Source organism: Legionella sp. JM-2024 (genome assembly GCF_055389095.1).
This window is the reverse complement of sequence record NZ_AP039388.1, coordinates 941,043-961,729: the sequence shown is the minus strand read 5'-3', so window position 1 is coordinate 961,729 and position 20,687 is coordinate 941,043. Positions and strand designations below refer to the sequence as shown.

Sequence of the window (20,687 nt, the reverse complement as noted above, 5' to 3'; positions counted from 1 at the left end):
ATTATTATCCGTTTCCTTACGGTCGCGGCTCGGATATGATGAAAAACCGAGCCGCGACCGTAAGGAAGCGGATAAATGAAACAGACCTCTTTCACCCCTTTATTGGGGCGACATAATTTGTGAATTTATACTTATCATGGATTCAGACTTGATATAATCCACATTAAGCAGATGGATCAGCCACATAAAACTGACACTCATTTAAACCTTGCGTACAAACAAAACCGCCCATGGTTTCAATCCAGCTATAATCACCTCGTGCTGGAATTTTGGTTCGTGCTTGCCATAAAATAGAGAAATCACCTACTGAATTTCTATAAGTACAGGTCACACCTTGGCCATACCCGGCAACCAGGATATTGGCTCGGACAAAACGAGTATTTTCTTCACCTTGAGGACTATTAGGTGAAAAAGGGTTTTCTACCCATGGTGATGGTGGAACTCCCCATTGTAATGAAGTAGTTTTTGGATCCGGACAAGTGAAAGCAAAAGTGACTAAACTATATTGAGCCAAAGCCAAACCTAAAATTACAGAGCAATACCTTTTCATAAAAACTCCAACAATTAGACTGATTCTTCTCTCATTCCATGAATTTGCAGATCACACAGGACTTACGAAAAACTCCAAGGTCGAAGAAAAAAAATTTTTAATGAAGAAATTGGAGTTTTTCGTAAGTCCTGTCACATTATTTAATAAATTCAAAGGAATTGTCAAACTAATAACCAATGAAAACTTATTTTAAATAATAAATGAACTAAACCATTGTTAGAATCTATATCTTTGTTATAATGACCGCGCGTGCCGGGGTGGCGGAATTGGTAGACGCGCCGGATTCAAAATCCGGTGGTGGTGACACCGTGTGGGTTCGAGTCCCACCCTCGGTACCATTGAGGAAATTAAAAACAGTTCTTAATGGTTCGTAAATACATTTAACTTATTGATTATTATTGAAATAATACTGACTTCTACTTCTCAAATCATTCTCAACTATTCGTAAATTTTCATATTAAACCGTGCATACTTTGGGTAAGATCTTGGGTAAGATATTCTCTTTCCAAAGTTGCCAATAGTTGAGGTAACTCCCTATGTTAACTGACACATCGGTTAGAGCATTAAAAGCAGAAAATGGAAAAACCAAAAGGAAAGCAGATCGTGACGGCCTAGTCATTGAAGCGCGCCCAAGTGGAAAGAAAGTATTTATTTTCAGATTCCAATGGGAAAAGAAACCTCAAACGATGACCCTTGGGTATTATCCCAGTTTAAGCCTTTCTGACGCACGCAGTTTAGTTATAAATTTTAGCTATCATAAAAGTATAGGTCTGTCCAAATTACATGCTCCTTTATGACGAATATTCCATTTATAGTAATGCATCATGTATAATATAAGTACAAATCATCATATTTTATATGAATTATTAGAACTTTTATTTAAGGAGATCTTCTTATGATCCGATTTGTGCCTTCCACTTCAAAAGAATTTAGATCCTTTTCATACATAGAGTTGACAAGTGTTCAAAGTAACTTCAGATCCAATTTGAATGGCCTAGATTTATCTTGGTATATGTGTGATGGCGCCCCAATTGCGGGTGGGTTCGTGAGGAATGCGCGAGGAGAAGAAACAAGAACCCTTGTTATCGAACTAAAAAAATCAAATGCAGAGTGAATATTACTATGTTCACATAAAGCCTCGTATTGAGTCCTTTTTTGCAATTTTTTGAATTAAACTTTTTACAATGATTTTGATCTAAATTTTTGACATATCCCCTTCATTACTGTGTTCTTAGGATTTCCCTTATTAAATGGCGGTTCTCCTTGCTCCCAATAGCTTATGCCAGAGGTTCTATTTATAGTAATCCTACCTTCATAAAGGTAATTTTTTATGTCAGGAAAAACCAGTATAAATCTATCTTCTTCTATTGTTAACTTACCAGTTCTTATATCTGAGTGAGTCAAATCTTGCACTGTTAGGTGATCTAAATTCAAGACATAATCTCTTTTATATTTAATTGAATTATCGTACTCGTCATAATAAAGACACTTGAGATAAATGTTTGAAGTATTTTTACAAGAACTAATAAAGACAAGGAGAATAACAAACGCTAATAGAAATATCCTTTTCATATTACCTCAAATATAATTAATTTTTATTTAGATTATAGACAAGAAAAATTAGACGGTTGCTGAACACTGAACACTCATTTCTCCTATTCTAGGTAACATCAAATTAGCATGGTCCTTATACATCATAAATTAACTATTAGATTTCAACGCTTGATGATCAGTTGTACAGTGAGGTTTCTGCTCGGTTGCTGAAACTTCACGAAAAGCCTTTCTTTAAAATCAATTTATTTTGATTAAAAAATCCACGTGTTTTTGATGGATAGTGAGTTGATGTTGGTTTTTGTCAAATAGGATATTTACGGAAAAACAGCCCTCCCTTACACGAGCGAATTCCGCTACTTTGTCTCTTACTGCTTGCTCAATTTTTTTAGAATCCATTTTTTTTTCGTTTATTCTCGTCTATTTTTTCCGTATAAAAGGAAAATATTCAATACTACAAGATTCATATCTTTATAGTATTAACACAAGCTAGTTTTAAAGATTGCTTACTTACCCTCTACACCTAATAGCTATAATGTCAATCCATATAACCTAATGAGTTAAATTTATTTGTGTCTTAATTTTCTTCTAAACCTACCCATTTATTCTCACTGAAATTTACATACATTATTGGAGAACATCGATTACCTTCGTCAGCAGTTCTAAAAATAATCCAAGGACTAACTTGGGATGGATAATTTTGTACTGCAGCTTTTATATCATTTAATGTATTTTCTTCTAAAAGTGAACCATTACCTGAAATGCCACTAAGAGAACCACAATCAAATTGTTGGGCAAAAAACTTAACCATGTAATACCTCACTTCCGCGAACGATAATTTCATTATAGTATAGTGAAATTACTGCCGTTAAACTTTAACCCAAATGAAAGTAATTCTTTTCTGTTCGCATCTTTTCGCAAACATTTAAATAAGCTACCATACCCAAAGTTGGGTAAGATCTTGGGTAAGTTTCAAGTCCATATTATTTTAACTCAATAAAATCAAGGCATTGCGTGTGGGTTCGAGTCCCACCCTCGTACCAATGAAATTTTTTTTATTCAATTTTTTACTAAACGAATAACTGAGGTCTCAAGATTGCATTTGTGAAAATTGTAAGTGGATCCTTGAAGGGGACAACTAATAACATATTAAAAGATATAGTGTACTAACTTGCCCCCAACTTAATAAACTACTTACTTATGGCATGAATTTCATACTGAGAACCAAGATAGTTGGCTGGATGTTCCCCGCGCCATAAACCTGGGGCAGCAAGTCTATGAAATTTATTTACGTAATATCCAGCATTCTCCAACTGTTCACGGTAATTATGAATATTCAAACGATGCTTGGTAACAAGTGCTTTTTCCTGCATGCTATTAAACTCAATAAATTTAAGCCGTGAACGAACTAATCCAGCATTTTCAATCATATATATGTGTGTAAAACCAAATTTCCTTGCAGATTCATATAACTCTTCAATAAATTTTGGATATAAAGTACATGTTGTTCTAATATGAACCAAAGCTTTACGACCAGGCAAACTACCTACTTTTTTCATAACCTCGAAAATATCACCATGATCAAAAGAAAGATTAGACATAGGATAAGCTTCAGAATTCATTTCGGCAATAAACTTCTGACGATCAGTGCCTATAAATTGAATTTGTGGAGCCAATATTGATGCTTCATATAGGGGTTGAGCACATAATGTACCAAAGTCTAATACTACATCCACATCATCTTGAACAGACTTGATCCAGCTAAGAAAATGATTAAGAATCAAACGATCTCCATGAACCTCCTCTCTACGGGTAACAAAACTTTCATAATACGAAGTCCAATAATTTCGGCACATTTCATCGGTGTAAATATCATTATCACCTTCAGGTGCGAATAAATCATTTTTTATGCCCTGTTCAAGCATAATTTGATTTTTGTTAACAGCGTCTATTTCGTCAGCGAGCTCTTTCTCTACAAGGGGTCTTATTGTTTCAATCGCATTGTTTGCTTCCTCAACTCGATCACTATCAATTAAATTACTTATAAGATTATAAAAAACAACTATATCTTTCTCTTTAAGATATTCCTTTTCAAGCACTGTACGTTCTGAATCCAACCCTTCACATTCCCTAAGTACTCGAGCCAGAATTATACTAGTCAAGGGATTCGGCCATTGTTCTGCTAATCTTTTTGCTGCATTTAAACACCAAGCGGCCCTGCCCATACTATAATTAGCTGTAACAAAAATCAGATAACTAATCGTTGACAATGGCATTAATGATAAGTAGTAATAGGAACTGGAAATTAATCTGGCTTTTTCCGGAAATTTAGAAAAAAATTCAAAGAGTATTTTTGCAGTAGCAATCTTTGAGTTTTCATCTGACAACTGAGAAAAAAAATTATCTAAAATACGCAACTCTTCGATACCAAAATAATCTAGATGTTCTATTTCTGAATTTAAATAATCTTTAATATTAGTGGTGCTATGGGAGTTAGAGTTATCAGTTTTTTCAGCAATGTTTAAATTTATGGGTTCAGGATGTTCTATTTCTAAATTTAGATAATCTTTAATATCAGGAGCACTATGGGAATTAGAGTTATCAGTTTTTTCAGTAATATTTAAATTTATGGGTTCAGTATGAATTACTTTTTGCTTTGATAACATCCCTAATCTGTTAACAGCTCGTTTTGCTAAATTTCGAATCATTCAATTATTCCTTATATGATTATATTAATAAACATTTTTTTCTGCAAACAATGAACCGACAAATCCCTTTTTAAGGAAGATTATGTAAGTAGAGTGTTTCCTAAATCCTAAATTATCTTATAGTATTTAAATCTCCTGCTTTTTCAACTTCTAACTCTTGTGGTAACTGCTCCTTCGTTTGCTCTTTAATCAACACTAAAAATGGTATAAAAGACAAGGCAAAGGCAATAGATAATTGATATAAACCAACCCATCCTATATGCATCTGAATAGCCGCAGCGACAGGGCCGGAGATTATCCTGGGTAAGGTGGATAATGCGACTAGCATGGAAAATTGCGTTCCGGTAAACTGTTTGTTCACCAAACGCATAAACAAAGCGACTAAAGCAGTAGACCCCATTCCCGCAACAAAATTATCAGAAAACACAGCGATTGCTAATAGAACAACATTTTTCCCTGTCATCGCCAAGACTACAAAAAGAACATTGGTAAGCGCTTGTAATAACCCGAAGAAAAATAAAGAGCGGTATAATGAGTAGCGCATCAACAAGAAACCCGCAGTCAAGCCACCTAACAATATAGAAACTATTCCAAGCATTTTATTGATATAGCCAATAGTATCTAATGAAAAACCCAAACCCTGGATCAAAAACGGCATGACTATACCGCTGGTCGTTGTGGTGAACGCTTCCCCTAATTTATAACAAAATATAAATATAAAAAGATAAACAATGCCTGGACGACTTAGCAGATCCTTAACCGGGGCAATAAATGAAAAAACAAAATTGCTTTTTTCTTTTATTTCAGAGGAAGGCTCCTTGCTGAATAATATTGCAAGCATACCTACCGCCATAATCAAACCCATAAAACGATAAGTAAAAGCCCAACCTAATTTTTCTGCCATTACTAATGCCAAACCGCCCGATAATAAGAGAGCCAGTCTGTAACCAAATACAGCCAAAGAAGCCCCAAGTGCATACTCCTGGGGAGGAAGATATTCTGCTCTGTGTGCATCAATAGCAACATCCTGGGTGGCTGAAAAACAAGCCAATATTAAGGCTAGAAATGCCATCAATTTCGGATATTGGGATGGACTAAACCAGGCCATAAGATTAAATCCTAATAGCAATAATATCTGCATGGTCAGAATCCAACTTCGTCTTTTACCCAAATTAAACAAAGAATAACGATCTAAAACAGGACCCCAGAAAATACGATAGGCATAGGGCAAGCTCACCAAGCTTAATGCTCCAGTCGCAAGAACCGACATACCATTATAAGCGTACCATGCTTGCAAAGTACTACTGATTAATGCCATAGGTAAGCCGGAAGAAAAACCTAAAATGAAAATGATAAACAGGCGCTTGTTCATTCCCTGGATCACTCTGTAAATGACGCTTGTGTAAACTTCAACATGCTTTATAAAAAATATCCCTCTCCAGTGAGAGGGATGTATTTTTTTGTGATTTTAATTTACAAAACTTTATGATTATTTTTTCACTGAAATCAAATGAATTTTAAATATCAAGGTTTCATTAGGCCCAATTGGTCCGCCAACACTACGTGGACCATAAGCAAGACCTGAAGGAACATAGATTTCCCAAGTTGAACCAGCTGGCATTAATTGTAATGCTTCAGTCCATCCAGGGATGACTTGTGAAACCTGGAAAGTAGCGGGCTTGCCATTTTTTTCAGTACTGTCAAAAACGGTACCATTAATCAAACGACCAGTATATTCCACTGTTACTGTATCAGATTTTCCTGGTTTAACACCATTTCCGCTGGTAATCACTTTATATTGCAAACCACTTGGTAATTCAACAACGCCTGGCTTGTTTTTATTCTCTGTTAAAAAAGATTCGCCTTTTACCTTGTTTTCATCAGCTTTCTTATTAAATTCAGCAGTTCGTTTTGCCATCAAATCTTTCTGAAACTTATTAAGAACATCTTTCATTTGTTGATCGGTTAAAGCCAATTGAGCGCCACTCATTGCGTCTTGCATACCTTTCGCCAAAGCTTCCGGACTGACGTCAATACCTTGATTTTTAAAATTTTTCCCTAAATCGGCACCAATACTATAAGACAATTTATCTTTGTCCGTAGCTAATGATGTGGCATCGGTTGCAGCCATTGCTGTCGACATTGCCAGCCCAAAAACAGCTGCAGTGACCAATTTCATCTTCATAAACAATCCCCTTTTAGTCTTAACTTAAGTTCTTATTCCGCTCAATAAAATGGGCAAAATATGAAACAAAAACAAATCGCCCACTAATTTTGCCTAAATTCTCATAAAATTACCAGTCATAAGCTATCATTTAATTATACAATAGACAAAAAGGTAATATCCTTCTAAACTTGCCTCTAAATAGAACAAGAGATTATCACAGCAATGAATATTAGTGTTTTTGATTTGTTTTCTATAGGTATTGGGCCTTCAAGCTCACATACGGTTGGTCCTATGTCAGCTGCCAATGCTTTTTTGCTGTTACTGGATCAAAAAAATCTCTTTGAAAAAACTCAAAGGGTAAAAGTGGAACTTTATGGCTCTCTGGCTCTGACAGGCAAAGGTCACGGAACTGATAAAGCCATTTTAAATGGACTCGAAAACAAAGCGCCAGAAACAGTCGACCCAGCATCTATGGTTCCAAGAATGCATGAAATCCTTAGCTCTCATACACTCAATTTGTCTGGAAAGAAAAATATCCCTTTTAATGAAGTAACTGATTTCTTATTTTTACAAAAAGAATTATTACCAAAACACAGTAATGGCATGCGCTTCTCCGCTTTTGATGACAATGATCATTTATTAATTAATCAAGTGTATTACTCTATTGGTGGTGGTTTTATTACTACTGAAGAAGAGTTTAACCAATCTACAACAGATACCAATCCACCGCCCTATCCTTTTTCAACGGCAGACGAATTATTGAAATTATGCAAAAAACATCACTTAACAATTGCTGAGTTAATGTTAGTCAATGAAAAAACATGGAGAAGCACAGTAGATATTCATAAAGGAATTTTAGACATTGCCAAAGTAATGGATGAATGTATAAACAATGGTTGCAAACATGACGGAATCTTACCCGGCGGACTTAATTTAAAACGACGAGCACCAGATTTATATAGAAAACTCATAGAACAAAAAGGCGTCAAAAGCGTTTTTGAACAATCAGATATCATGAATCATCTGAACCTTTATGCAATGGCTGTCAATGAGGAAAATGCGGCAGGAGGTCGGATTGTAACAGCACCAACCAATGGTGCTGCCGGAATTATCCCTGCTGTTCTGAAATATTGCCAGCAAGCTCACGATAGAATGAGCAATGAAGACGTCTACACTTATTTTCTGACTGCCGCAGCAATTGGTATCCTTTATAAAAAAGGTGCTTCCATTTCTGGTGCTGAAGTAGGATGCCAAGGTGAAGTGGGTGTTGCCTCCTCTATGGCTGCAGCAGGTCTAACAGCTGTCCTTGGTGGTACCATTGAACAAGTTGAAAACGCCGCAGAAATTGCCATGGAACATCATCTGGGAATGACTTGCGATCCGGTCTTGGGACTTGTACAAATTCCTTGCATCGAGAGAAATGCCATGGGTGCTGTGAAAGCGGTTAATGCAACCCGAATGGCGCTTATAGGTGATGGCCAGCATCAAATTTCTTTAGATAAGGTCATCAAAACGATGAAACAAACCGGAATGGACATGCAAAGTATTTATAAAGAAACATCCATGGGTGGTTTGGCCGTTAATTTACCTGAGTGTTAGTTGTGTATTGATAAATTTTGCGCAATGATGCTTTTCCTGATGGCAAATCTATAGTGGTGTATGAAGTATATAATTATTACACACTTCATTTATCCGCTCCCTCACGGTCGCGGCTCGGTTTAAACAATACTGAACCGCGACGGTAAGGGAGTTCGGATTATGGGTGAACCGAGCCGCGACCGTGAGGGAGCGGATAATAAATTTCCATAAAATGATAATCCAGGGCACTACTATTACGTCAACCAACCTACTCCAAAAATAAACTTCTAACCTGACTCTCTTTGTGTTGTTTAAAAAACCATCCAATTAAAAAACAAAATAAATAAACGGCTTAACTGGTGAAAACATAAAAATTAACACTGTAAAAATTGAAAGAGAATAAAGCCATTTCTTGACCCAAAATGGCTGGATAGTCGATAAGATTTTAGTTTCAATTGATTTAAATGCTGGTCCTATAAAACATAAGGCAATCATTCCTGTAAGATAAAATAAGGAATCGGTATAAGCCGATGCCCTCTGATTCAAAATAAATTCATGTACAAACCCTGGAATATCAAACATCTTATTTAATAAAGTGAATGTTTGTTCAAACGAAGTGGATCGGAAAATCACCCAACCTACGACCACTAATAAATAAGTCATTACGATGGAACCAATTTTTGCTAATTGGTTTTCAACCTGTGGATTTTTTTTAACACAATAAAATCGGAAAAGATGATAAACAGCTAATAAACAACCATGATATATTCCCCAAATGGCATAATTCCAGGATGCACCATGCCATAACCCGGCGATAAACATTGTAATTAATAAATTGTTGACTGTTTGATATAAACGCCCCCTGTTACCACCCAAGGGAATATACAAATAATCACGAATCCATAATGACAAAGTCATATGCCAACGCTGCCAGAATTCGCTAATGTTGCGTGCGTTATATGGATGATTAAAATTAACTGGTAATTGAATGTTAAAAAATAATGATACTCCACGTGCAATATGAGTATATCCAAGAAAATCAAAATAAATCTGGATAGTAAATGCAATGCTGGCTAGCCAGGATTCCAGATGACCGATTGTCTGATACTTATCAAATAAAGGGTCTGCAATAGAAGCCATTGAATCGGCTATAACTAACTTGAAAATAAATCCATAAAGTAATAATTGAAATCCCTCTTTTAACCTCGAGGTCTCAGGTAATTCCATTTTATTTTCATATTGAGCGTGCAATTCTTTATAGCGAACAATTGGTCCTGAAATTAAGTGAGGGAAATACATAATATAAAAATTATAATTTAACCAACTACTCGCAGGCTTTTCTCCTCTATAGATATCCACAATGTAACTGATCGCTTCAAATGTATAAAAAGAAACCCCAAGAGGCAAAACAATATGCATTGGATTTAGCAAGGGATATGAGATTCCTAAATTTGACCCAATCGCATCAATACTGGAAATAAAAAAATTCATATATTTGAAATACACCAGTATGGCGCAATTCACCACAATAGATAAGGTCAAATAGATCTTTTTTTGAGTTTTCGAATTGCTTATATGGATTTTTTTACCCAGATAGTAATCCACTGAAGTTGAAAATAATATGATGCTGATTAAAGGAACACTCCAGGTACCATAAAAAAAATAACTGCAAAATAAAATAAAATATTTGCGATAATATTGATTGGTCATCATAAAAACGAGGACCGATATCAGTAAAAAAACAACGAACTGAAAAGTGACAAAATTCATGCTTTATTCTCATTATTGCTTTTTATGTATTGAAATAATTCAGTATCCAAATACCCTTTTGGACCTGCAAATTGTTTGTTAATAATTTTTTTTGATAGCAATGTCGTTATCTTTACAGCGCCATAGATATTAGGATGTACTGGATCCTGGAAGTAAATAGGATCCTGACATTCATCAAATAAATTGATGAATGCGATATTTTTTCTTATTGCGTAATTTTTCAGCGCATCTACTATGACTTTATTGGGTGGCAGGCCATATTCATCATATATTACACGTGTTACTGGATGATATATGGGAGCTAAAACTAAAATCACTTTAATTGAATTTTTATTAAAGTCATCAATGATACTATCCAATCCCTCTGTGCCTAATTTAAAATTGGTAAACACATTTCTGTATTCATATCTTAAAAACTCAAGCATTCTTGGAGTATTCACCGATTCTTCAGTAAGACTTCCAAAATTCGGCGAAAAACCTTGTTTTGAAACTGCAGGATATTTAATGAACAAGTTGTCAACACGTAAGCGCTGAGTATGCAATAAGGCTTGCATGCTACTGTTTAGTTGTTGATGATAATAATGGATTAAACGAAAAAAATAGGAGTATTTTGCAATTTTACAGTACATTTTTGCGGTAGTCGTTGGTTTGTCTACTACAAAACAGCGAGTGTAATAATCCAGGGAGTTGCTGTCTAAATATTCTGGATCAACCACATGATTATTCTCGAAAGCAAGATTACTCAAATTAAGATTATGCACAGAAACATTCATAATTACAAAATCAGGTTTGACATTCTTTTTCAATAAATATTTTAAGTATGCTCGATGGTGTACAATTCCTGACCCCTCCACTCCTATGTTATATACCTCATAGGATTTGGAAAAATTTTTAGCCAACAAAGAAGAAAAAAGTTCAGGATAAAAACTTCTGGCAATAATGGAATCGCCGATTGCAACAATGCCTTGTTTAATAGAATCACTAACAATCATTTTCTGATCATTTCTGATATTTTCCCCAAAAGGCGCCGTACTGGTAGCCGCTATCCATCTTGAGAAAAATTCGAGAAGTAAAAAAACCAGGCATATAATCAATAAACCTAGCAATCCCTGCTTAAATAGTTTCGATCGATAGGTTTTTTCGCAATGAGTATCAGACATAAGTAGTAGAAATTAATTTCAAAGTATTCAAATTTGTGCAGAATAAACATATTCGATAATGATGTATAGTATTAAACGTAACAAAAAAACTGAAGAAATAATTTAGTTTGGTTTAAACTTAATCCGCTCCCTTACGGTCGCGGCTCAGATTGTTGTTAAATCGAATTGTTATAAGAACCGAGTCGCGACCGTGAGGAAGCGGGCAAATCAAATTTCAACTCCGAATACCCTATTTTTATTTTCAAACACAGCCATTGGCGAACCTTGTTCATAAACAACGTATTGAATTGTTGCTTCAATTTCTTCCTCACTCCAAAGATAGCGTGTACTTCCATGGCGAGTCCATCGACTCTTTCTACCACTATCTAATTTTGCTTTATTCAAATAACGCGAAGCGTATGCTTTTACTGCATTCATCACCTGTTCGGGAGATAATTTGGCATGAACAACAAGATGCACATGATTTGATCTGACATGAGCTGCTAACAATACCCACTGGCGATATTTACATACCTCGCTAATCGCTTGCAAAACAATACTGCGTCTTAATTCATCCAGGGAATAAGGGGTTTCTAGCATGAGTTTTTTTACCTGATCTAATCGCCTTGGGGCATAAGAGATAAAATCAGTGCCGGGTATATTGTTGTAGTGATCGACCGAGGTTGATTTGTCTCCATGTAACCATGTTCCATAGCATGTAAAGGTAATAAAGTATGCAAGAGGAATTACTGTTTCAGGTATCATCATTCCACCATTTCCATTTGGTTTAGGACTTGTTTATGGAAGGACATGTTATCACGTTAACTAATTATTTTTGAAACAAATTTTTGATATTGAAAATTGATATCAGTTTTATCCACTCCCTTACGGTCGCGGCTCGGATTATTGTTCAATCGAATTATTGTTAAAACCGAGCCACGACCATAAGGAAGCGGATAAAACCGAGCAGCTACCGTAAGGGAGTGGATAAAACCGAGCCGCGACCGTAAGGAAGCGGATAAAACCGAGCCACGACCGTAAGGGAGTGGATAAAACCGAGCCGCGACCGTAAGGAAGCGGATAAAACCGAGCAGCTACCGTAAGGGAGTGGATAAAACCGAGCCGCGACCGTAAGGAAGCGGATAAAACCGAGCCACGACCGTAAGGAAGCGGATAAAACCGAGCCACGACCGTAAGGGAGTGGATAAAACCGAGCCGCGACCGTAAGGAAGCGGATAAAACCGAGCCACGGCCGTAAGGGAGTGGATAAAACCGAGCCACGACCGTAAGGGAGTGGATAAAACCGAGCCGCGACCGTAAGGAAGCGGATAAAACCGAGCCGCGACCGTAAGGAAGCGGATAAAACCGAGCCACGACCGTAAGGGAGTGGATAAAACCGAGCCGCGACCGTAAGGAAGCGGATAAAACCGAGCCGCGACCGTAAGGAAGCGGATAAAACCGAGCCACGACCGTAAGGGAGTGGATAAAACCGAGCCGCGACCGTAAGGGAGTGGATAAAACCGAGCCGCGACCGTAAGGGAGCGGATATTGTTGATATTAATAATTATTAACTACCGACCAAGCTTCCAACGGATTAGTAGTAAAAAATGAATCGCTCACTGCATAACCTACTATGCATGCCAATTGATCATTAATATAAACCAATGGAACTCGGTCTCTTATCCAGGGCGGAATCTGCCATTCTTGAAATAATTTTTTTAAATGTTTCGTTTGTTCATGCCAATAAAACTCTTCACCACCCTTTCTAAACCGAACATCAATTTTCGCATCTTTTGGAATCATTAGTCCTTTTTTAGCCTTTACCGCAGACAAATCAATATTTGTTTCTGGACATATTAAAGGTGTAGGAAATTGTTGCCATTCAATAACCTCTGGTAAATTGATCACATCTCCTCGAAGTAAGTAAAGATGATGTTGAAACCGACGTACTTGTATTTCTCCCCAACTCACCATCGGCATGGCATCAGAACTTGAAAAAATTATTTCATGGACGATTCGTTGAAATGTCTTCGTGGAGGGTAATTGAACCTGATTCTTTTTCAGCCAGATCTTTAAGACATTAGTAGTCCGATCAAATCCAAGTACCTTTAAAGGCTCGATACTTAACTGATCGTTAGCCCTTAACAAATCTGGGCAATCATTAATAGCCAGTGCCTCCAGATTAGTTTTGGCTTGCTGGCAATGAGTCGCTGCTCTGGCAATGTTACCTGTTACTCCAGGCCATTTTTCTGCCAATAATGGCATTACCTGATGACGCAGGTAATTTCGAGAGTATTTGGTATCCTGGTTGCTTTCGTCTTCTACCCATTTTAACCCATGACTAAGCGCGTAGCTCTCAAGATGCGATCTCGAATAAGTTAAAAATGGTCTTGCTAATTGACCGGTCTCTAAATCACTCAATTCAAGCATTGCTGCCAAACCATCTATTCCTGCGCCACGAAAGAGTTGTAAAAGGACGGTTTCAGCCTGGTCATCAAGATGATGCGCCAAAACCAGGCAATCCTTATTCGTTAATAAAGATGAAAAAAAATCATACCGCGCAGTACGTGCTGCTTCTTCAATATTGGCAGAACGATCAAATTCAATCGCTTTGGCAATAAAATCAATGCCCAAATCTGAACAAAATTGCTCACAATGCCTTTGCCAGGCCAGAGAATTCCTACTAATCCCATGGTTAATATGTACAGCCAGGAATTTATTACGCAAGGAAGGGAGCGAGGAAAAAACGTGTAACAGCACAGTAGAGTCCAGCCCACCACTAAACCCAACCACCAATTTATTAAATTTTTCCAGACGTACAATCCACTCTGAACTTAATAAAGGCTTAGTCACATGCACCCATTGCCATAAATTTTTGGTATCTTAAATCAATTAATTGATCCAATGGTATTTTTTTCAAAGCCAGAAGTTCACTCGTTAACAGTCTCTTTATGCGATTAGCCATCTCATCAACATCTCGGTGTGCGCCACCTAATGGCTCAGGAACGACCATGTCCACCAATCCATTTTCAAATATTCTATCGGCAGTAATTCCCATAGCTCGCGCCGCTTCACTGGCTTTCGAAGCATCCTTCCAAAGAATTGAGGCACAACCTTCTGGAGAAATGACTGAATAAATACTGAATTGAAGCATAATAATTTTATCACCAACCCCAATCGCCAATGCCCCACCTGAACCTGCTTCGCCGGTAACAATGCAGATAATCGGTGTTTTAATGCGAGACATCACAAATAGATTACGTGCTATCGCTTCAGATTGGTTACGCTCTTCAGCACCAATACCAGGATAAGCTCCGGCTGTATCGATAAAGGTGAATATCGGAAGCTTGAATTTTTCAGCCATTCTCATCAAACGCAATGCTTTTCTATATTCTTCAGGTCGTGCCATTCCAAAGTTTCTATAAACTTTTTCCTTGGTGCGCTTACCTTTTTGATGACCAAGTACCATAACAGGCTCTCCATTTAAACGAGCCATGCCCCCAATAATAGCAGGAGCTGAAGAATAACTGCGATCACCATGCAGCTCCTGAAAATCAGTAAAAATCCTCTCAATATAGTCCGTAGTTTGCGGCCTTAAAGGATGCCTGGCCATCTGAGCTACTTGCCATGGCTCAAGCTTAGAGAAAATATTCTCTGTTAACTCAGAACACTTGCTTTCAAGTCGAGCTATTTCCTCGCTTAAATTAACTTCATTATCACTGCCAACCATACGCAGCGCCTCAATTTTTTGATTCAACTCTTCTATAGGTTGCTCAAAATCCAAAAATTGCCGGGTCATTGATTACTCTTTGGTGAATTAAACGTCTTTGGTATATGATACTCTTAACCGTTAATCGATGCCAGATTTCAGACAAAACAGATGATAATTACAGGATTTACTCCATTAAACACACAAAACTGCATTTTAAATGAATCACGTATTGATCTTTGGCAGTTCTCTTTAGACCAGGAATTACATACCGCCTATCAATTATTGAATGCGGATGAACGTTCCCGTGCCGATAGATTTTATTTCAGTCGCCACAAAAGACGCTTCACCAATGCCAGAGCCACCTTAAGAATCATTCTTGCAGGTTATCTTAATATCTCTCCTGAACGATTGGAATTCAGCTACAACGCTCATGGAAAACCCAATGTTATCAATTCACAAAAATTGCAATTTAATATAAGCCATACGGGTGAAATGGCTATACTAGCGGTAGGGAAAATTTATCCTATAGGAGTTGATATAGAAAAATATTCCGCACGCCCCTATGAAGGAATAGCTAAAAACTTGTTTTCCGAACAAGAATTTCAGGAATTGAAAAAGGCTCCTAAATCACTTATACCAGCTTTATTTTTTCACGTTTGGGCGCAAAAAGAAGCATTTATTAAAGCCAGTGGATTAGGTCTTTCCTATCCAACCAAAGAGTTTCATGTTCCTACAAGTTTTCCAACCAAACAATTAGTTGATGATCCTTTACATAACATGACCTGGCAATTACGATCCTTTATGCCAGAAGTTTGCTGCAGTGGAGCTTTATGCTACCATCCTGCCGTCAGAGAAATCCGTCATGGTGTTATACAGCTTCACCAGAATGTTAGTTTAAAATTTTAATAACCTATCAAAAATATGTTTCAATTTAACTCGTCTCAACACACATTAATAAAAATTCTAGGGGATGGAGCCCGCCATAGTGGCAGTGAACTAGGGAAGGCTTTAAAAATCAGTCGCTCCGCTGTATGGAAACAAATTAACCAACTTAATGATTTAGGGATTTCTATAACTCGCCTGCCACATCAAGGCTACCAATTGGCAAACCCCTTAATCCTGTTAGACTCTAATGTCATTACAAATCAATTACAAACAAAAGGATTTAAACAACCTTTTCATTTGCATTTATTTACATCGATTGATTCAACCAACCGATATCTGAAAGATTTACCACCCAGTTCTGCGGTGGAAATTTGTTGTGCTGAAATACAAACTCAAGGAAGGGGCCGCTTTGGAAGACATTGGCATTCCCCCTTCGGAGAGAATATTTATTGCTCTACCCGATGGAGTTTCAGCAGTGATCTTTCTCGACTTTCTGGGTTAAGCCTCGTTTCAAGTTTAGCAATAGTTGCTTTTTTAAATACTATAAACAATTCAAGTGATATCAAAATCAAATGGCCAAATGACATCTTGTGGGGCAATAAAAAATTATGTGGTAGTCTTATTGAGATCATTGCGGAATCAAACAGCAACTCGCAAGTCATCATTGGAATAGGATTAAATGTCAATACAGACACCGAAAATCACCCTTTGCCAGATAAGCCATGGTGTTCTTTGTACGAAATTTTTAAGCAACAGTATAATCGTAATCTTTTAATTGCGAATCTCATTGTTCATCTGGAACGATATTTAAACGATTTTATAAAAGCTGACCTCAGCATTTTTATGGATGAATGGAATGCGAACGACTACCTGGCAGGTCAATACATCACCGTTTCTCAATCCACGGGTTCTATATCGGGAGTTGCTTGTGGTGTAAATCATTCAGGCCAATTGATTTTAAAAGACAGCAAGGGAGTGAACCATTTTCTTTCATCAGGGGACACGTCACTTCAACCTGGAAAAGCTAACAAACTACTTGAATAACCTTTATGGAATACATTTGAAATGGTATTTGAAGGTTCGTCCCGAGCAGGTTTAAGTGCTCGGAACTGGATGAGCTGCGAGGAAATCGATTTATACTGCTTGTTCTGAATCATCAGACTCTTTTTCTTGTTGTATGCGCAAATAAATTTCTTCACGATGAACGGAAACATCTTTGGGGGCATTAATACCTAAGCGAACTTGATTGCCTTTTACACCTAAAACGGTAATATTGACATCATCACCTATAATTAATGTTTCACCTATACGCCGAGTCAAAATTAACATGACTAAAAATCTCCCTAACATAGCAGCTACCTACTTCTCCATAGAACGCTTCCATGGTGTTCTTGGCAACTACAAGATGAACAAAATTTAAGCAAATTTCATTGCTTGGATCACATTGTACACTCTGATTATTAACGGAATATTAAGTAACAAATAAATCTGTATTTAATTTTTGCAAAAATGAGCGGAAAAATTAATAAATTCCACATCACAAATCGCACAATGTTCCTGTATATTAAAATTTCTAATTTACAAACAAACCGAGTTCGAGAATGGAAAGTAAGTTTTTGTCTAATCTTGAACTCAGTGCCATTCAAAAATACATATTTAAAATCAACTGGATATGATATCAGATAAACGAATTTACTGCCAATTTTGATTAGGATAGTTCGAACTTATTAAAGGAAAGTTGAGAATTCAGCTTCTAAAACTATTCATTACTTCAATATTCATGGTATGTAGAACTTATGAGGTAAATCATGTCTTTAATTTTTAGCTGAAAGGATACAACGCAAAATCATACTTCGATATAAATAATCCACATAGCTATCATTAGACCTCTTTCCAAACTCGCTGAGGTGAGGGAAGTGCGAGGAGAAACGGAGCGCAGAACCGGAGTGTACAGGTCAGTACATGAGGACTCGAGCATCATATCGACGAAGCAATTTCCCACCGCAGTAGAGTTTGGAAAGAATTCTATTCAGAGCCCTGCCTTAACTCAGGGTAAACTCGACCAAGCCTCTCATGGAAATAATATTTATTCCCAGAGATCCTTCATAAAAGTCAGGATGACAGCTATTTAGGCACAATTATAGTTCCAAATCAAACGATGGACTTACCCTGCGAGAGAACAGGCAAATATTAACAAAACAATAGATGCAAACAGTTGGATTTGTTAAATTAAAGAATTAGCTTCTAGCTCAGTTAATCCATTATTTAGATTAGCTGGAACAGCAAAATGCATATTTTTAGGAAAAGACAGATTTAGATTACCCATCATTTCAACATATTCTTGCTTTGATTTTACCTGTAATCTGGGATTATTTTGCTTTTCATGATCAATGGTACTAAAGTACTTCTGGTTATAATCATGACCAGGATACACTTTCATAAATCCAGGTAACTTTAAAAGCTTATTAAACAGACTATCATATTGTTCACTGGCGCTGCCATTTTGAAAATCGGTACGACCCGTAGCGTTAATCAATAAAGTGTCACCCGTAAATACTTTGTCCTCTAGTATAAAACAATAAGAATCTGGAGTATGACCTGGAGTATGCATTGTTCTTATTTTAATATTTCCAAAATTTAAAAACTCGTCATCTCGCAACTTAATGTTTACAAATTTAGCATCCGTCTCAATCCCCATCATAGACTGGCAATCAGTCAATGTAGTCAATAGACCTGAGCCAGTAATGTGATCGGCATGGAGATGAGTATCAATAGAAGCAACCAGATTTAATTCTAATTTATTAATTAGGTTGATATAGCTTGAAACATTTGATTTAACAGGATCAAGGATGACTGCGTGCTTACTATCAGCAGACCCTATGAGGTAGGTGTAAGTACAAGAGTCTTGATCAAAAAGCTGATGAAAAATCATTGAATCTCCGACTATATAAAATAGCAAATCCTTTAAAATAAAACAGATGAAACTAATCGAGACCGATGTAATTCAAATCAGTATACTTTATGTAGCAATTCCTGAAAACTTAAATTATTATTTCTCTTTCTAATTCCATCAAAACAGGTATTATGTTATTCAATTCGTATTTGTTTTTATTCGTTTATTTACCAATTGCCCTCATTGGAAGCTATTTTCTCATTTATTACTTTAAATCTGGTGTCACTCCCTGGCTGTTAATTTTTTCTCTGATATTTTATGGTTGGTGGAATCCAAACTATCTTATTTTGCTAATTGCCTCGATAGTTTTTAATTATTTAATTAGTAAGTTACTTATTAAAAACGAACGACTTTTCTACAAAAAAACATTTTTAATTCTCGGGATAGTCTGTAACCTTGGTGCCCTTTTTTATTTCAAATACATGAACTTTTTTATACAAAATTTCAACACAGTGGCCCATACTCACTTTAATTACCTAAACATTATTTTACCTCTAGGGATCTCCTTTTTCACGTTTACACAGATTGCCTATTTAGTTGATACCTACCAAGGAAAAGTAAAAGAATTTAATTTCATTAACTATTCATTATTTGTTACCTATTTTCCACACTTGATAGCGGGCCCAATCATTCATCACTCCGATGTCATGCCTCAATTTAAAAAAATTGTAGCGATAAAACAGTTCCCTTTCATGCGATACTTTATAATAGGATTATCTATATTTATAATCGGATTATTTAAGAAAGTTTGTTTGGCAGATACCATTGCTCCCAAAGTCAATTATATTTTTGATTTGCCTGGTAAAGGATATGATCTTTCTTTTGTAGACGCTTGGATTGGTGCCATAGGCTATACCTTGCAATTATATTTCGACTTTTCTGGTTACTCTGAAATGGCAATAGGCCTCAGTTATATGATAGGGATTAAATTACCAGTCAATTTTAACTCTCCATACAAGGCAATCAATATCATTGACTTTTGGCGAAGATGGCATATGAGTTTATCTCGTTTTTTCAGAGATTATTTGTATATACCTCTCGGCGGAAACAGACATGGCAGTTTTCATAAATATATGAATTTATTTATCGTAATGGTTGTAGTAGGTTTTTGGCATGGGGCTGGGTGGACTTTTATTTTATGGGGCATATATCATGGTACATTACTTATTCTAAACCATGGGTGGTATGCGGTAAAAATTTATATAAGCCACTTCTACAAAATCAAGATAAATTCACAGATAACATTGACAATATTCAGATATTTTTCGATAGCAATAACGTTCGTTCTGGTAGTTTTTGGCTGGGTATTATTTCGCTCTAATGATTTTGAAACTGCTCAAAACTTTTACAAAGGAATGCTTCATTTTCATACTTACTATTATGGCACCTCTGGTTTACTATTTTTATTAAATTATATTTTCTTTGGATTATTTCTATTATTAGGTTTATTGATATGTTTTATTTTACCAAGCACTATTCAAATAATGAAAAAAACTAATGCCATATTAGATAATTCAAATAAAGACATATCTAATTCATCCTCCGGTCTAATTGCGAATAAACTTATTTGGACTCCTCATATCTGGTATGGTTTTAGTTTGGGTATATTAGCTTACTTCTCAATAACAACTATTTCCCAAACATCAAGTACTTTTTTATATTTTAACTTTTGAT

At 36.3% G+C, this 20,687-nt stretch carries 18 protein-coding genes and 1 tRNA gene; 6 read left to right on the top strand and 13 right to left on the bottom strand.

The window, feature by feature from the left end; translation table 11 throughout:
* Nucleotides 1–163: 163 nt before the first annotated feature.
* A complete protein-coding gene (locus ACZ5EK_RS04195; protein WP_464431549.1) occupies nt 164–550 on the bottom strand; it encodes a DUF3757 domain-containing protein in 387 nt (128 codons plus the stop codon).
* 251 nt (nt 551–801) lie between these two features.
* On the opposite strand from ACZ5EK_RS04195, the gene ACZ5EK_RS04190 reads away from it, so the two are divergent.
* Nucleotides 802–888: transfer RNA gene (locus tag ACZ5EK_RS04190), tRNA-Leu, on the top strand.
* Nucleotides 889–1,086: 198 nt separating this feature from the next.
* On the top strand, nt 1,087–1,347 hold the full coding sequence (locus tag ACZ5EK_RS04185) for an Arm DNA-binding domain-containing protein (protein ID WP_464431548.1): 261 nt from the start codon (nt 1,087–1,089) through the stop codon (nt 1,345–1,347).
* 994 nt (nt 1,348–2,341) lie between these two features.
* Here ACZ5EK_RS04185 and ACZ5EK_RS04180 read toward each other — a convergent pair.
* The 5 genes from ACZ5EK_RS04180 to mip form a co-directional block, all read right to left on the bottom strand.
* Nucleotides 2,342–2,500, bottom strand: a complete 159-nt coding sequence (locus ACZ5EK_RS04180; protein ID WP_464431547.1) for a hypothetical protein — start codon at nt 2,498–2,500, stop codon at nt 2,342–2,344.
* A 178-nt stretch (nt 2,501–2,678) separates the two neighbouring features.
* Nucleotides 2,679–2,912, bottom strand: coding sequence for a hypothetical protein (locus ACZ5EK_RS04175; RefSeq protein ID WP_464431546.1), 234 nt, complete (start codon nt 2,910–2,912; stop codon nt 2,679–2,681).
* Nucleotides 2,913–3,291: 379 nt separating this feature from the next.
* On the bottom strand, nt 3,292–4,809 hold the full coding sequence (locus ACZ5EK_RS04170; protein WP_464431545.1) for a hypothetical protein: 1,518 nt from the start codon (nt 4,807–4,809) through the stop codon (nt 3,292–3,294).
* Nucleotides 4,810–4,921: 112 nt separating this feature from the next.
* Nucleotides 4,922–6,181, bottom strand: a complete 1,260-nt coding sequence (locus ACZ5EK_RS04165) for an AmpG family muropeptide MFS transporter (protein ID WP_464431544.1) — start codon at nt 6,179–6,181, stop codon at nt 4,922–4,924.
* A gap of 117 nt (nt 6,182–6,298) precedes the next feature.
* Nucleotides 6,299–6,994: a macrophage infectivity potentiator Mip gene (gene mip, locus ACZ5EK_RS04160; protein ID WP_464431543.1), complete on the bottom strand. Its 696-nt coding sequence runs from the start codon at nt 6,992–6,994 to the stop codon at nt 6,299–6,301.
* A gap of 204 nt (nt 6,995–7,198) precedes the next feature.
* On the opposite strand from mip, the gene ACZ5EK_RS04155 reads away from it, so the two are divergent.
* Entirely contained in the window at nt 7,199–8,575 is a 1,377-nt protein-coding gene (locus ACZ5EK_RS04155; RefSeq protein WP_464431542.1) for an L-serine ammonia-lyase, read from the top strand.
* 306 nt (nt 8,576–8,881) lie between these two features.
* Here the strand turns inward: ACZ5EK_RS04155 and ACZ5EK_RS04150 are convergent, their stop codons facing one another.
* From ACZ5EK_RS04150 to ACZ5EK_RS04130, 5 genes are all read right to left on the bottom strand, one after another.
* Nucleotides 8,882–10,324, bottom strand: a complete 1,443-nt coding sequence (locus tag ACZ5EK_RS04150) for an MBOAT family O-acyltransferase (protein ID WP_464431541.1) — start codon at nt 10,322–10,324, stop codon at nt 8,882–8,884.
* Nucleotides 10,321–11,316: a DUF1574 family protein gene (locus ACZ5EK_RS04145; protein WP_464431540.1), complete on the bottom strand. Its 996-nt coding sequence runs from the start codon at nt 11,314–11,316 to the stop codon at nt 10,321–10,323. The genes ACZ5EK_RS04150 and ACZ5EK_RS04145 overlap by 4 nt, the downstream gene beginning before the upstream one ends.
* Before the next feature lie 375 nt (nt 11,317–11,691).
* Nucleotides 11,692–12,228, bottom strand: a complete 537-nt coding sequence (locus ACZ5EK_RS04140) for a transposase (protein ID WP_464432452.1) — start codon at nt 12,226–12,228, stop codon at nt 11,692–11,694.
* A gap of 792 nt (nt 12,229–13,020) precedes the next feature.
* Nucleotides 13,021–14,316 (bottom strand): tRNA lysidine(34) synthetase TilS, encoded by a 1,296-nt coding sequence (gene tilS / locus ACZ5EK_RS04135; RefSeq protein ID WP_464431539.1) that lies wholly within the window; start codon nt 14,314–14,316, stop codon nt 13,021–13,023.
* Complete coding sequence (locus tag ACZ5EK_RS04130) at nt 14,309–15,262, bottom strand: acetyl-CoA carboxylase carboxyltransferase subunit alpha (RefSeq protein ID WP_464426720.1); 954 nt, start codon at nt 15,260–15,262, stop codon at nt 14,309–14,311. Before ACZ5EK_RS04130 ends, tilS begins: the two co-directional genes overlap by 8 nt.
* Before the next feature lie 81 nt (nt 15,263–15,343).
* Between ACZ5EK_RS04130 and ACZ5EK_RS04125 the strand changes: the two genes are divergently transcribed.
* Nucleotides 15,344–16,081 (top strand): 4'-phosphopantetheinyl transferase family protein, encoded by a 738-nt coding sequence (locus ACZ5EK_RS04125; RefSeq protein WP_464431538.1) that lies wholly within the window; start codon nt 15,344–15,346, stop codon nt 16,079–16,081.
* A gap of 15 nt (nt 16,082–16,096) precedes the next feature.
* Nucleotides 16,097–17,104: a biotin--[acetyl-CoA-carboxylase] ligase gene (locus ACZ5EK_RS04120; protein ID WP_464431537.1), complete on the top strand. Its 1,008-nt coding sequence runs from the start codon at nt 16,097–16,099 to the stop codon at nt 17,102–17,104.
* Between the two features lie 90 nt (nt 17,105–17,194).
* Here ACZ5EK_RS04120 and csrA read toward each other — a convergent pair whose 3' ends face one another.
* Together csrA and ACZ5EK_RS04110 are read right to left on the bottom strand one after the other, a co-directional pair.
* A complete protein-coding gene (csrA, locus tag ACZ5EK_RS04115) occupies nt 17,195–17,389 on the bottom strand; it encodes a carbon storage regulator CsrA (RefSeq protein WP_011213314.1) in 195 nt (64 codons plus the stop codon).
* 895 nt (nt 17,390–18,284) lie between these two features.
* Nucleotides 18,285–18,992, bottom strand: coding sequence for an MBL fold metallo-hydrolase (locus tag ACZ5EK_RS04110; RefSeq protein ID WP_464431536.1), 708 nt, complete (start codon nt 18,990–18,992; stop codon nt 18,285–18,287).
* 443 nt (nt 18,993–19,435) lie between these two features.
* Between ACZ5EK_RS04110 and ACZ5EK_RS04105 the strand changes: the two genes are divergently transcribed.
* On the top strand, nt 19,436–20,686 hold the full coding sequence (locus ACZ5EK_RS04105; protein WP_464431535.1) for an MBOAT family O-acyltransferase: 1,251 nt from the start codon (nt 19,436–19,438) through the stop codon (nt 20,684–20,686).
* Nucleotide 20,687: the final 1 nt, after the last annotated feature.

What these genes read in the sequence shown, in the direction of transcription:
- ACZ5EK_RS04110 (WP_464431536.1), bottom strand. Translation starts at nt 18,992, where the DNA reads ATGATTTTTCATCAGCTTTTTGATCAAGACTCTTGTACTTACACCTAC.
- ACZ5EK_RS04195 (WP_464431549.1), bottom strand. Translation starts at nt 550, where the DNA reads ATGAAAAGGTATTGCTCTGTAATTTTAGGTTTGGCTTTGGCTCAATAT.
- mip (WP_464431543.1), bottom strand. Translation starts at nt 6,994, where the DNA reads ATGAAGATGAAATTGGTCACTGCAGCTGTTTTTGGGCTGGCAATGTCG.
- ACZ5EK_RS04140 (WP_464432452.1), bottom strand. Translation starts at nt 12,228, where the DNA reads ATGATACCTGAAACAGTAATTCCTCTTGCATACTTTATTACCTTTACA.
- ACZ5EK_RS04185 (WP_464431548.1), top strand. Translation starts at nt 1,087, where the DNA reads ATGTTAACTGACACATCGGTTAGAGCATTAAAAGCAGAAAATGGAAAA.
- ACZ5EK_RS04105 (WP_464431535.1), top strand. Translation starts at nt 19,436, where the DNA reads ATGAACTTTTTTATACAAAATTTCAACACAGTGGCCCATACTCACTTT.
- ACZ5EK_RS04175 (WP_464431546.1), bottom strand. Translation starts at nt 2,912, where the DNA reads ATGGTTAAGTTTTTTGCCCAACAATTTGATTGTGGTTCTCTTAGTGGC.
- ACZ5EK_RS04120 (WP_464431537.1), top strand. Translation starts at nt 16,097, where the DNA reads ATGTTTCAATTTAACTCGTCTCAACACACATTAATAAAAATTCTAGGG.
- ACZ5EK_RS04145 (WP_464431540.1), bottom strand. Translation starts at nt 11,316, where the DNA reads ATGATTGTTAGTGATTCTATTAAACAAGGCATTGTTGCAATCGGCGAT.
- ACZ5EK_RS04155 (WP_464431542.1), top strand. Translation starts at nt 7,199, where the DNA reads ATGAATATTAGTGTTTTTGATTTGTTTTCTATAGGTATTGGGCCTTCA.
- ACZ5EK_RS04170 (WP_464431545.1), bottom strand. Translation starts at nt 4,809, where the DNA reads ATGATTCGAAATTTAGCAAAACGAGCTGTTAACAGATTAGGGATGTTA.
- ACZ5EK_RS04150 (WP_464431541.1), bottom strand. Translation starts at nt 10,324, where the DNA reads ATGAATTTTGTCACTTTTCAGTTCGTTGTTTTTTTACTGATATCGGTC.
- ACZ5EK_RS04180 (WP_464431547.1), bottom strand. Translation starts at nt 2,500, where the DNA reads ATGGATTCTAAAAAAATTGAGCAAGCAGTAAGAGACAAAGTAGCGGAA.
- ACZ5EK_RS04130 (WP_464426720.1), bottom strand. Translation starts at nt 15,262, where the DNA reads ATGACCCGGCAATTTTTGGATTTTGAGCAACCTATAGAAGAGTTGAAT.
- ACZ5EK_RS04165 (WP_464431544.1), bottom strand. Translation starts at nt 6,181, where the DNA reads ATGAACAAGCGCCTGTTTATCATTTTCATTTTAGGTTTTTCTTCCGGC.
- ACZ5EK_RS04125 (WP_464431538.1), top strand. Translation starts at nt 15,344, where the DNA reads ATGATAATTACAGGATTTACTCCATTAAACACACAAAACTGCATTTTA.
- csrA (WP_011213314.1), bottom strand. Translation starts at nt 17,389, where the DNA reads ATGTTAATTTTGACTCGGCGTATAGGTGAAACATTAATTATAGGTGAT.